The organism is Pseudoalteromonas fenneropenaei (assembly GCF_042643375.1).
GTDB lineage: Bacteria > Pseudomonadota > Gammaproteobacteria > Enterobacterales > Alteromonadaceae > Pseudoalteromonas > Pseudoalteromonas fenneropenaei.
Window position 1 is genome coordinate 43598 of the sequence record NZ_JBHRSD010000018.1, and the last position, 12552, is coordinate 56149.

Genomic DNA, 12552 nt, shown 5'->3' on the forward strand with positions numbered 1-12552 from the left:
AATCGCACTCAGATCGCCAGCCAAAGTTTTATCCACACATTTTCATTCACAGCCGCTATAACATTGTTGTTAAGGCGCCAATATTTGTCATAAGAGCAGATCAGGCAAACAATACGACGGCTTTTTTACTCAACATACACGCTGCTTATCCACAACTAGATCACTTTGTTGTGAGCGAGAATAATTTATTTATTTGTTTATAATCAAAACATTAAGATAAAAACAACAACTATGGTGGATCTTTCCTCAGTAAATATTTATCAACGTTAAAAAGTAGCACTTTCACTTACTCAGAAAGCCCGTTAAGATCGCGCCAATTATTTTTGATTTTCAAGATTATGACGGCCATAGCAATTATCGTAGGCAGCCAGCTAGGATCAGCAGAATATGTGGCAGATCAGCTGCAGGCAGCTTTGCAAGATCAACACATTGAGAGTGAACTTTATCTCACCCCTGAACTTGCAGCCATCACGCAAAAGATTTGGTTAATAGTTACCTCAACATACGGTGCAGGTGACTATCCTGATAATTTACTGCCTTTTATTGCAGAACTTAATGATTGCGCTTCATTAGCTGAAGTTAGTTTTGCTGTAGTCGGTATAGGTGATTCCAATTACGACACCTATAACTTAGCCGCCAGTAATTGCGCCGCCTTATTGCAAGCGAAAGGCGCACAAGCACTCCTACCAACATTTACAATTGATGTTCAGGATGAAGCTCTACCAGAAGATAGTGCTTTACTTTGGTTACCTGCATTTATGAAGCAATTGGCAGAGTAAGATCATTACACTCAAGTTATGCACAATTTGATCTATTTTAAAGGTGCTATGTGGATAAGTTCTGATCTAACTGCGGATCTACGCATAATTATCCATTGGATAAAATTAGCACCCGATCTGCCTGTGCATAAAAGTGCGTTTTGATCAAAGCTTATCCTGCCTTAGATCCGATCTAATTCACACCCTTAGATCCGATCTAAGTCTATGCTTCACTTAAGAATAACCGAGTTACTCACAGAAAAGCCTGTCTATAGTAGTAAGATCAATAAAAGATCTCTTTAAAAGATCCTTATTTATTTTAGAGATCAGTTTTAGCATCTGCTTAATATTTAACCATTTCACTTCTGGTAATTTCTAGGTAGAATACGCTCCCTTTCAGAATTTACTGGTCAGTTTTTTAGGATCCCGTTAATGCTTTATCACGAACAGTTTGATGTCATTGTTGTGGGTGGTGGTCATGCTGGTACCGAAGCAGCGCTTGCGTCTGCACGTATGGGTATGAAAACACTATTGTTAACCCATAATATGGATACCCTTGGACAAATGTCTTGTAACCCAGCTATTGGTGGCATAGGTAAAGGGCATTTGGTTAAAGAGATCGATGCCTTAGGTGGCGCGATGGCCAAGGCAATTGATAAAGGTGGGATCCAGTTTAGAACCTTGAACAGCTCAAAAGGCCCTGCTGTGCGTGCGACACGTGCGCAGGCTGATCGCCAATTATATAAAGCAGCGATCCAAGATATTTTACAGCATCAAGAGAACCTGACTATTTTCCAACAGTCTTGTGATGATCTGATTGTTGAGCAAGATCAAGTTCGTGGTGTTGTGACCCAAATGGGTTTACGTTTCCAAGCGCAAGCTGTGGTATTGACGGTAGGCACCTTCTTAGGTGGCCGTATTCATATTGGTTTAGAAAATTACAGTGGCGGTCGTGCTGGTGATCCACCGTCGATTGCACTTGCACATCGTTTACGCGAATTACCATTTCGTGTTGACCGTTTAAAAACCGGTACGCCACCACGTATTGATGCCCGTACTGTTGATTTCTCGGTAATGCAAGAGCAACCTGGCGACACGCCGGTGCCAGTATTTTCATTTATGGGTAAAGTAAGCGATCACCCACAACAGATCCCTTGCTATATCACCTATACCAATGAAAAAACCCATGATGTGATCCGTAACAATTTACATCGCTCCCCTATGTATGCTGGGGTAATTGAAGGAATTGGGCCTCGTTACTGCCCGTCAATTGAAGATAAAATTGTGCGTTTTTCCGATAAAGAAAAGCATCAAATCTTCGTTGAGCCTGAAGGCCTAAACACTTATGAACTTTACCCAAATGGTATTTCAACCAGCTTGCCATTTGATGTGCAGATGGAAATTGTGCGCTCGATCACCGGATTTGAAAATGCCCATATTTGCCGTCCGGGTTACGCCATTGAGTATGATTTCTTCGATCCGCGCGATTTAAAACAATCGTTAGAAACCAAATTTATTTCAGGACTGTTTTTTGCGGGTCAAATCAACGGTACCACAGGCTATGAAGAAGCCGGTGCACAAGGGTTGATCGCCGGTATGAACGCGGCATTGCAAGTCCAAGGTAAAGATGCTTGGACACCACGTCGTGATGAAGCCTATGTTGGTGTACTGATTGACGACTTAGCCACTTTGGGTACTAAAGAGCCGTACCGCATGTTTACCAGCCGTGCTGAATACCGCTTATTACTGCGTGAAGACAACGCGGACTTACGTTTAACCGCCAAAGGTCGTGAACTAGGTTTGGTGGATGATGCACGCTGGGCGGCTTTTAATGAAAAGCTTGAAGTGATGGAACAAGAAACACAGCGTATTCGTGCCACTTGGATCCATAAAGATCATCCAGCGCTTGCGGATGTGAATAAGCTGTTGAAGGCTCCTTTAGCGCGTGAAGCAAGTTTAGAAGATCTTTTACGTCGCCCGGAGATCAATTATCACGATCTGATGGCGATTGATGGTTTAGGATCTGAGTCTGAAAACGTACAGGCGTTAGAGCAAGTTGAGATTCAAACTAAGTACGCAGGCTATATTGCTAGACAGCAAGATGAGATCAACAAACAGCTGCGCCATGAGCAAACAGTATTACCGCATGATTTTGATTATCGTCAGGTCAGCGGCTTGTCCAACGAAGTGGTGGCGAAATTAACGGATGCCCGTCCACAAACGATTGGCCAAGCTTCGCGTATTTCTGGTATCACGCCAGCGGCGATTTCGCTATTATTAGTGTATCTGAAAAAGCAAGGGTTATTACGCAAGTCTGCGTAAGCTAAAGGTACATAGTGTTACAACAGCAACTTACTCAATTATTAGCGCACACGGATGTTGCGCTTAGCGAGCAGCAACAGGCACAACTGGTGCAATACGTGGAGCTGCTCGACAAATGGAACAAAGCCTACAACCTCACTTCTGTGCGCGACCCAAAAGAAATGATGGTGAAACACATTCTTGATAGTCTTGTTGTCGCACCTCATTTAACCGGCACACATTACATTGATGTTGGCACGGGTCCGGGTTTACCTGGCATTGTGCTGGCGATTGCACTACCTCGGGTTAATTTTGTTTTATTGGATAGCCTAGGTAAACGGGTACGATTTTTAACCCAAGTAAAACATACGCTTGGTTTAGATAATGTCACCCCTGTGCAGTCTCGTGTTGAAGATTATCAACCAAGTGTTAAATTAGATGGGGTCTTGAGTCGTGCCTTTGCCTCATTGCAGGATATGGTTGACTGGTGTCAGCATTTAATTGATGATGCCGGGTTCTTTTTGGCACTTAAGGGACAATACCCGCAAGATGAGCTGGCTGCCCTACCTGCCAATATTCGGCTGGTGCAGGATATTCCCCTGCATGTGCCTACATTGGAGGCAGAGCGTCATTTAGTCGTATTGGCCAAACAAAGTTAACTATCAGGGGATACTGTGGCACGAGTCATTGCTATTGCAAACCAAAAAGGTGGGGTTGGAAAAACCACCACGGCGGTGAATTTAGCGGCATCGATGGCAGCAACCAAACGTAAGGTGTTGTTGATAGACCTCGACCCGCAAGGCAACGCGACCATGGGCAGCGGCGTAGATAAATATGGCGATGTGCCAACCATTTATGATCTGCTGATTGAAGAAAAGCCAATTCATGAGGTGATCTGTAAAGAAACCTCAGGTGAGTACCATTTGATAGCAGCCAATGGCGATGTAACCGCTGCGGAAGTCAAACTCATGGAATTATTTGCCCGCGAAGTGCGTCTGCGTAATGCACTTGAGTCAGTGCTGGGTGAATATGAGTTTATTTTTATCGACTGCCCGCCATCACTCAATATGTTGACTGTTAATGCTATGGCCGCAGCAGATTCTATTTTAGTGCCAATGCAGTGCGAATATTATGCCTTGGAAGGTTTGACTGCGCTGATGGATACCATCACGCAATTGTCTAAATTGGTTAACCCGAAACTGCAAATCGAAGGTATTTTGCGTACTATGTACGATCCGCGCAATCGTCTAGCCAATGACGTATCAGAACAACTGAAGCAGCATTTTGGCGATAAGGTTTATCGCACTGTCATTCCACGCAATGTGCGTCTTGCCGAAGCGCCGAGTTTTGGCGCTCCAGCAATGTACTATGACAGAGCATCAAGTGGTGCTAAAGCCTACCTTGCACTGGCGGGTGAAATGTTGCGCAGAAAAGAAAAACAAGCAGCTGCCGTGGCGTAATGCCACGGATAATGTGAGGATAACAACAACATGTCGGTAAAAAAACGAGGCTTAGGCCGAGGTCTGGATGCGTTACTCAGTTCAGCTAAGCCGAGCAGTGCCCCGTCGCCAACTCAACACCTAGAGTCCGTGGACTCAGAACACTCACTGCCGCAAGACAAAACTTTGTTGACCCTACCGGTAGAATTTTTACAGCGTGGCAAATATCAGCCGCGTAAAGACATGTCGGAAGAAGCGCTAGAAGAATTAGCCAGTTCTATCCGAGCGCAAGGGGTGATCCAGCCCATCGTAGTTCGCCCAGTCAGCGAAAATCGCTATGAAATTATTGCAGGTGAGCGTCGCTGGCGTGCAGCGCAATTGGCAAAATTGGATGTAGTGCCTTGTATTGTCAAAGATGTTGCTGACGAAGCCGCCGTTGCCATCGCATTAATTGAAAATATTCAGCGTGAAGATCTTAATGCCATGGAAGAAGCCATTGCTCTGCAACGTTTGTTGGATGAATTTGCTTTAACTCACCAACAAGTGGCGGATGCGGTGGGAAAATCTCGCACTACAGTGACCAATTTACTACGCCTTAACAATCTTAATGACGATGTAAAAATCCTGTTAGAGCATGGCGATATTGAAATGGGTCATGCCCGCTGTTTGTTAGCGTTAGAAGGTGCTCAACAATCGCAAGCTGCCAATACTGCGGTAGCTAAGGCTTTGACGGTAAGAGAAACGGAAAATCTAGTGCGTAAGTTGCTCGAACCGAGCGAGCAAAAAGTGGCAAAAGACAAAGATCCTGACGTGAAATTACTCGAACAGCAGCTTGCTGAAAATCTTGGTGCGAAAGTCGAGATCAGTTATAACCATAAAGGTAAAGGCAAGTTAGTGATTTCCTACGCCAGTCTTGATGAATTAGATGGGATTTTGGGTCGCATCCATCCCGACCTCCAACAACCTTCCTAGTGCCCGTTTTATAAGCAAAAGTGGTGCCGAAAAGGCACCATTGTCCACCGAGTCAAGTTGCAAAATCGCCAGAAACAAGTATAATTTCGCCAGTTTTTTCACACCTTGGTGTTTTTAGGCCGTAAAGGTTATATTTTTGTGACTAATAGACTTGCTCAACCTTTACAACTTGCCGCATTAAAAACGGTAGCCTGCCAAGCCTGTGTTACATTAGTCAGTGCAGTTTTCGTTTTCGTATGTTGGGGAGCCAACGCGGGTTTTTCTGCCCTCCTCGGAGGTCTGACCGCCGTGCTGCCCAATTTATTGTTTGCGTGGTACGCCTTCCGTTTTGTCGGCGCCTCGAAAACAAGACAAGTGTATGCCTCGATTAAACGAGGCAGCGGATTAAAGTTTTTGCTAACCGTATTGATGTTTGGGGCATGTTTTAAGTTTCTTGCGATATCTGCATTGCCCTTTTTCGTGGTCTACGTGATCGCGTTATTCGCTTTATGGTCAGCGCCGATTTTTTTTCATTAACTTTTGGGATAAAACATGGCTGCAGAAGAAGTGACTCTATCGAGCCATATTCAGCACCACTTGACCAATGCTAAGATGTGTTCGACCGATGCCGGTCTGGCCTTCAACAAAGCATGTACGGACAGTGGTTTCTGGACATGGCACATAGATACCCTCGCATGGTCTATCGGACTAGGTCTAATATTTTTATGGATCTTCCGTAGCGCCGCTAAAAAAGCAACAACAGGCGTTCCGTCTAAATTTCAATGCTTTATTGAGATGATAGTGGAGTTCGTCGGTAATAACGTACGTGATACTTATCATGGTAAAAGTGCGTTAATCGCTCCTCTTGCCCTAACGATTTTCGTTTGGGTATTCTTGATGAACTTAATGGATCTTATTCCAGTTGACTTCCTACCTGCGTTTGCTGGTTTTGTTGGTGAAACGGCATTTGGTATGGACTCGCACGATGTTTACATGAAAATTGTACCGACCACAGACATTAACATGACTGCGGCATTGGCATTAGGCGTGTTTTTACTGATGATCGGGTATTCAATTAAAATGAAAGGCATTGGCGGTTTTATCGCTGAGCTTACCCTACACCCATTCAGCACCAAAAATAAGCTAGGCATGGTGTTTTTAATTCCATGTAACTTATTACTTGAGACGATTGCACTGGTTGCTAAGCCGTTCTCACTGGCACTGCGTTTGTTCGGTAACTTATATGCCGGCGAATTGATCTTCATCCTGATCGGCGCAGTTGGTTTAATGCAGTTGCCACTGCACTTTATTTGGGCCGTGTTCCACATCTTAGTAATCGTGTTACAAGCATTCGTATTTATGATGCTGACTATCGTTTACTTGAGTATGGCTAGCGCAGATAACCACTAATTTTTAAAACAAATTTTTTAACTTTAACTTTTAATTTCATACTTTTGGAGAAAAAAATGGAACTAGTATTAGGTCTTAAGTTTATCGCTGTTGCTCTTCTAATCGGTTTCGGTGCTATCGGCACTGCAATTGGTTTCGGTAACATGGGTGGTAAATTCCTTGAAGCTTGTGCTCGCCAACCAGAACTTGCACCACAACTACAAGTTAAAATGTTCATCCTAGCTGGTCTTATCGACGCGGTAGCGATGATCGGTGTTGGTATCGCAATGGTATTGTTGTTCGTACTTTAATCGCCTTTTTTTGAACAACTACTTTAAGGAGGAGCGGTCGTGAATTTAACTGCCACTCTACTTGGTGAGTTGATTGCGTTCGTGGTGTTCGTACTATTTTGTATGAAATATGTATGGCCACCACTAAATGGCGCTATTGAAGCTCGCCAAAAGAAAATTGCTGATGGTTTAGCGGCATCTGATGAAGCTGAAAAAGAGCTTGAGCGTGTACGCGCACAAGCTGCTGAACAGCTTAAAGAAGCTAAATCACAAGCAGCTGAAATCATCGAACAAGCTAAAAAGCGTGCTGCGCTAATTGTTGACGAAGAAACACTTCGTGGTCAGCAAGAGCGTGAGAAAATCGTTGCTCAAGGTCACTCTGAAGTTGATGCTGAGCGCAACCGTGCGAAAGAAGAACTGCGTATGCAAGTTGCGACTTTGGCAGTGGCTGGCGCAGAAAAGATTTTAGAGCGTGAAATCAATGTAGCCGCGCACAGCGACATAGTTGAAAAACTTGTTGCTGAGCTGTAATTAGGAGGGTATGAGCATGTCAGAATTGACTACTATCGCTCGTCCTTACGCTAAAGCGGCTTTTGAGTTTGCTGTTGAGAAGGGCGCTGTAGAAAGCTGGAACAATATGTTGTTTTTCGCGGCAGAAGTTGCCAAGAATGAACAAGTAGCAGAGTTTCTGGCAGGCAGCGCCTCAGTACAGAAAAAATCTGACATATTTATTCAGGTTTGTGCTGAACAAATCAACGAGCATGGCCAGAACTTTATTAAAGTGCTGGCTGAGAATGGACGTTTAGTAGCGCTACCAGCGGTTGCTAAGTTATATGCTGAATTCAAAGCAGACTATGACAAAGAAATCGACGTCGACGTCGTTTCGGCAACTGAACTTGTTGCAGAGCAGCAAGACAAGCTAGTGGCTGCACTAGAAAAACGTTTCGCACGCAAAGTTAAGCTGAATTGTAGTGTTGATGCCAACACAGTCGGTGGCCTAGTGATTAAAGCTGGCGACACTGTGATCGATGGCTCTATCCGTGGCAAGCTAAATCGTTTAGCCACAGCACTACAATCGTAATTGGGAAGAAGAGCAATGCAACTTAATTCCACTGAAATTTCTGCGCTGATCAAGCAACGCATTGAGCAGTTCGAAGTTGTAAGTGAAGCTCGTAACGAAGGTACTATCGTATCTGTTACTGACGGTATCATCCGTGTACACGGTCTAGCTGACTGTATGCAAGGTGAAATGATCGAGCTTCCAGGCAACCGTTATGCAATCGCACTAAACCTTGAGCGTGACTCAGTAGGTGCGGTAGTTATGGGTCCATACGCAGACCTTAAAGAAGGCGTAAAAGTACAAGCGACAGGTCGTATCCTTGAAGTACCAGTTGGTCGTGCCCTACTAGGCCGTGTTGTTAACACGCTAGGTGAGCCAATCGACGGTAAAGGTCCTATCGCAAACGACGGTTTTGAGCCAGTTGAGAAAATCGCACCAGGCGTTATCGAGCGTCAATCGGTAGACCAACCAGTACAAACTGGTTACAAGTCAATCGACGCGATGATTCCAGTAGGCCGTGGTCAACGTGAACTTATCATCGGTGACCGTCAAACTGGTAAAACTGCACTAGCAATCGACGCTATCATCAACCAAAAAGGCACTGGTGTTAAGTGTGTGTACGTCGCTATCGGTCAGAAAGCGTCTACCATTGCGAACGTAGTACGTAAATTAGAAGAGCATGGTGCACTAGCAAACACTATCGTTGTGGTAGCATCTGCTTCTGAATCAGCAGCGCTACAATTCCTAGCGCCATTTGCTGGTTGTACAATGGGTGAATACTTCCGTGACCGCGGTGAAGATGCACTAATCGTATACGATGACTTGTCTAAGCAAGCTGTTGCTTACCGTCAAATCTCGTTGCTATTACGTCGTCCACCAGGTCGTGAAGCTTACCCAGGTGACGTTTTCTATCTTCACTCACGTCTTCTAGAGCGTGCATCACGTGTTAACGCTGATTACGTTGAGAAGTACACCAACGGTGAAGTGAAAGGTCAAACAGGTTCATTGACGGCATTGCCAATCATTGAAACTCAAGGTGGTGACGTTTCTGCATTCGTACCAACTAACGTAATCTCGATCACTGACGGTCAGATCTTCTTAGAAACTGACTTGTTCAACTCGGGTATCCGTCCTGCGGTTAACGCGGGTATCTCGGTATCTCGTGTAGGTGGTGCAGCTCAAACTAAGATCGTTAAGAAGCTAGGTGGCGGTATCCGTCTTGCGCTAGCTCAGTACCGTGAACTTGCGGCGTTCTCGCAATTCGCGTCTGACCTTGACGATGCAACACGTGCACAGTTGAACCACGGTGAGCGTGTAACTGAGCTGATGAAGCAGAAGCAATATGCACCTATGTCTGTTGCTGATATGTCTCTATCGCTATTCGCAGTAGAAAAAGGCTATTTGAAAGACGTTGCAATCAACAAGATTGGCGATTTCGAAGCTTCTCTAATTGCTTATGCGAACAGCACATACGCAGAGCTAATGACTCGTATCAATGAAACAGGTGATTACAACGCCGAGATCGAAGCGAAGTTAAAAGAACTTCTTGAGAAGTTCAAAGCAACGCAAACTTGGTAATGTATTAAAAGGTGAGTGGCAACACTCACCCTGATTCGGAGAAAGAGTCATGGCCAGCGGAAAAGAGATAAAAAGCAAGATCGGGAGTATTAAAAATACTCAGAAGATCACCAGCGCAATGGAAATGGTTGCCGCGTCTAAAATGAAAAAGGCGCAAGACCGTGTGGCACAAAGCCGCCCATACGCTGACGGTATTCGCAAAGTGATCGGTCATGTTGCTCAAGCTAATCTCGAGTTCCGTCATCCGTTCTTAGCAGAACGTGACGTGAAACGCGTAGGTTACATCGTTGTCTCTACCGACCGTGGCCTGTGTGGCGGTTTGAACTCAAACGAGTTCAAACGTGTTGTACAACAAGTTAAAGCGTGGAAAGAGAAGGGCGTAGAAGCAGAATTTGCAGCCATTGGCGGCAAAGCTGCGGGCTTCTTCAAGCGCTTTGGCGGTACAATTCTCGCCAAAACGGCTGGGTTAGGTGATGCACCTTCTGTCCAGGACGTGATTGGTCCGGTAAAAGTCATGCTAGATGCATACACAGAAGGCAAGATTGACCGTTTATACGTGGTGTACAACAAGTTTGTAAACACCATGAAGCAAGAGCCAACTATCGATCAGCTATTGCCTTTGCCAAAAGCAGAGCAGCAAGTATCTTCACACACTTGGGACTACCTCTATGAGCCAGATCCGGCGCCAATTTTGGCAACGTTAATGGTTCGCTTCATTGAAGCTCAGGTTTACCAAGGCGTGGTTGAAAATGCAGCATCCGAACAGGCTGCGCGTATGGTTGCGATGAAAGCCGCAACTGATAACGCCGGTAACCTGATGGATGAACTGAAATTGAAATACAACAAAGCGCGTCAAGCAGCAATCACACAAGAGATCAGTGAGATTGTGGCTGGCTCAGCTGCTGTGTAACGCTTCGGCAAAGTTTATTAAGAGGAATAGACATGAGTTTAGGTAAGGTCGTCCAAATTATCGGCGCCGTTGTGGACATCGAGTTCCCACAAGACAACGTGCCAGCCGTATATGACGCACTAAAAGTAACAGACGGCGACCTAGCTGGTTTGACTTTAGAAGTTCAACAGCAGCTAGGCGGCGGTGTAGTACGTGGTATCGCACTAGGTACTACTGACGGTCTACGTCGTGGCGCGCAAGTACAAGGTACTGGCGAGCCAATCAAGGTGCCTGTTGGTACAGCAACACTTGGTCGTATCATGAACGTACTAGGTGACGCGATTGACGAAGCGGGCCCAATTGGTGAAGAAGAGCGTTGGTCAATCCACCGCGAAGCACCAAGCTATGAAGAGCAAAGCAACTCGGTAGAACTACTTGAAACTGGTATCAAAGTAATCGACTTAGTTTGTCCATTCGCTAAGGGTGGTAAAGTAGGTCTATTCGGTGGTGCGGGTGTAGGTAAAACCGTAAACATGATGGAGCTTATCCGTAACATCGCTATCGAGCACAGCGGCTACTCAGTATTCGCCGGTGTAGGTGAGCGTACGCGTGAAGGTAATGACTTCTATCATGAAATGAACGACTCAAACGTACTAGACAAAGTATCGCTAGTTTACGGTCAGATGAACGAGCCACCAGGTAACCGTCTACGTGTTGCACTAACTGGTCTAACAATGGCTGAAAAGTTCCGTGACGAAGGTCGTGACGTACTATTCTTCGTAGATAACATCTACCGTTATACTCTAGCTGGTACAGAAGTATCTGCACTTCTAGGTCGTATGCCTTCAGCAGTAGGTTACCAACCAACACTAGCTGAAGAAATGGGTGTACTACAAGAGCGTATCACGTCAACTCGTACAGGCTCTATCACGTCTATCCAAGCGGTATACGTACCTGCGGACGACTTAACTGACCCGTCGCCAGCGACTACGTTTGCTCACTTAGACGCGACAGTAGTACTTTCACGTGACATCGCAGCACTTGGTATCTACCCAGCGGTAGACCCACTTGACTCAACGTCACGTCAACTTGACCCGTTAGTAATCGGTCAAGAGCACTACGACACAGCGCGTGGTGTACAAACACTACTACAACGTTATAAAGAGTTGAAAGACATCATCGCCATCCTTGGTATGGATGAACTTTCAGACGAAGATAAGTTGGTAGTAACACGTGCGCGTAAGATCCAGCGTTTCCTATCTCAGCCGTTCTTCGTTGCTGAGGTATTCACTGGCTCACCAGGTAAGTACGTATCACTGAAAGACACAATCTCTGGCTTCAAAGGCATCCTAAACGGTGAGTATGATGATTTACCAGAGCAAGCTTTCTACATGGTTGGCTCAATCGACGAAGCGATCGATAAAGCTAAAAACATGTAATTATAGGGGGTCGTTATGACAATGACTGTACATCTTGATGTCGTAAGCGTGGAAAAGCGCCTTTTTGAAGGTGACGTAGCGATGATTCAAGTGACTGGTAGTGAAGGTGAATTGGGGATCCACCCAGGTCACGCACCACTATTGACTACCCTGAAACCTGGTATGGTACGTTATGTAATGGCTGATGGTGTTGAACACATCGTCTACGTTGCAGGCGGCACGTTAGAAGTCCTACCAAAGGGCGTCACAGTGTTAGCTGATGTTGCAATTCGTGGTGAAGACCTTGATGAGCAAGCGGCTGAAGCTGCAAAACGTGAAGCGGAAGCACAAATGGCTGCAACCAGCGCGCATGAGCTTGATTATCATCAAGCTGCAATGCAACTGGCTGAAGCTGTCGCTCAGCTACGTATCATTCGCCAGCTACGCAAGTAAGCTTAGTGAACTAAGAAAACCCGCTC

14 protein-coding genes are annotated in these 12552 nt (G+C 45.4%); all 14 read left to right on the forward strand.

Annotated elements, in window-relative coordinates; genetic code table 11:
• Window positions 1-338 precede the first annotated feature (338 nt).
• The 14 genes from ACFOEE_RS11965 to ACFOEE_RS12030 all read left to right on the forward strand — a co-directional run bounded on the left by ACFOEE_RS11965 (window position 339) and on the right by ACFOEE_RS12030 (window position 12526).
• Window positions 339-779, forward strand: coding sequence for a flavodoxin domain-containing protein (locus ACFOEE_RS11965; RefSeq protein WP_377124517.1), 441 nt, complete (start codon window positions 339-341; stop codon window positions 777-779).
• A 411-nt stretch (window positions 780-1190) separates the two neighbouring features.
• Window positions 1191-3080, forward strand: a complete 1890-nt coding sequence (gene mnmG, locus ACFOEE_RS11970) for a tRNA uridine-5-carboxymethylaminomethyl(34) synthesis enzyme MnmG (protein WP_377124519.1) — start codon at window positions 1191-1193, stop codon at window positions 3078-3080.
• A gap of 14 nt (window positions 3081-3094) precedes the next feature.
• Complete coding sequence (gene rsmG, locus ACFOEE_RS11975; protein ID WP_377124521.1) at window positions 3095-3718, forward strand: 16S rRNA (guanine(527)-N(7))-methyltransferase RsmG; 624 nt, start codon at window positions 3095-3097, stop codon at window positions 3716-3718.
• A 15-nt stretch (window positions 3719-3733) separates the two neighbouring features.
• Window positions 3734-4519, forward strand: coding sequence for a ParA family protein (locus ACFOEE_RS11980; RefSeq protein ID WP_377124523.1), 786 nt, complete (start codon window positions 3734-3736; stop codon window positions 4517-4519).
• 30 nt (window positions 4520-4549) lie between these two features.
• Window positions 4550-5470 (forward strand): ParB/RepB/Spo0J family partition protein, encoded by a 921-nt coding sequence (locus ACFOEE_RS11985; protein ID WP_377124525.1) that lies wholly within the window; start codon window positions 4550-4552, stop codon window positions 5468-5470.
• 138 nt (window positions 5471-5608) lie between these two features.
• Window positions 5609-5986 (forward strand): ATP synthase subunit I, encoded by a 378-nt coding sequence (locus tag ACFOEE_RS11990; RefSeq protein ID WP_377124527.1) that lies wholly within the window; start codon window positions 5609-5611, stop codon window positions 5984-5986.
• 15 nt (window positions 5987-6001) lie between these two features.
• Window positions 6002-6859, forward strand: coding sequence for a F0F1 ATP synthase subunit A (gene atpB, locus ACFOEE_RS11995; protein WP_377124529.1), 858 nt, complete (start codon window positions 6002-6004; stop codon window positions 6857-6859).
• A gap of 56 nt (window positions 6860-6915) precedes the next feature.
• Entirely contained in the window at window positions 6916-7149 is a 234-nt protein-coding gene (atpE, locus tag ACFOEE_RS12000; protein WP_377124531.1) for a F0F1 ATP synthase subunit C, read from the forward strand.
• A 39-nt stretch (window positions 7150-7188) separates the two neighbouring features.
• A complete protein-coding gene (gene atpF, locus ACFOEE_RS12005; RefSeq protein ID WP_377124533.1) occupies window positions 7189-7659 on the forward strand; it encodes a F0F1 ATP synthase subunit B in 471 nt (156 codons plus the stop codon).
• 16 nt (window positions 7660-7675) lie between these two features.
• Window positions 7676-8209 (forward strand): F0F1 ATP synthase subunit delta, encoded by a 534-nt coding sequence (gene atpH / locus ACFOEE_RS12010; protein ID WP_377124535.1) that lies wholly within the window; start codon window positions 7676-7678, stop codon window positions 8207-8209.
• A 15-nt stretch (window positions 8210-8224) separates the two neighbouring features.
• Window positions 8225-9766 (forward strand): F0F1 ATP synthase subunit alpha, encoded by a 1542-nt coding sequence (gene atpA / locus ACFOEE_RS12015; RefSeq protein WP_377124537.1) that lies wholly within the window; start codon window positions 8225-8227, stop codon window positions 9764-9766.
• A gap of 49 nt (window positions 9767-9815) precedes the next feature.
• On the forward strand, window positions 9816-10676 hold the full coding sequence (gene atpG, locus ACFOEE_RS12020) for a F0F1 ATP synthase subunit gamma (RefSeq protein WP_377124539.1): 861 nt from the start codon (window positions 9816-9818) through the stop codon (window positions 10674-10676).
• A 32-nt stretch (window positions 10677-10708) separates the two neighbouring features.
• A complete protein-coding gene (gene atpD, locus ACFOEE_RS12025; protein WP_377124541.1) occupies window positions 10709-12094 on the forward strand; it encodes a F0F1 ATP synthase subunit beta in 1386 nt (461 codons plus the stop codon).
• Between the two features lie 15 nt (window positions 12095-12109).
• Window positions 12110-12526, forward strand: a complete 417-nt coding sequence (locus tag ACFOEE_RS12030) for a F0F1 ATP synthase subunit epsilon (protein WP_377124543.1) — start codon at window positions 12110-12112, stop codon at window positions 12524-12526.
• The last annotated feature ends 26 nt before the right edge of the window (window positions 12527-12552 follow it).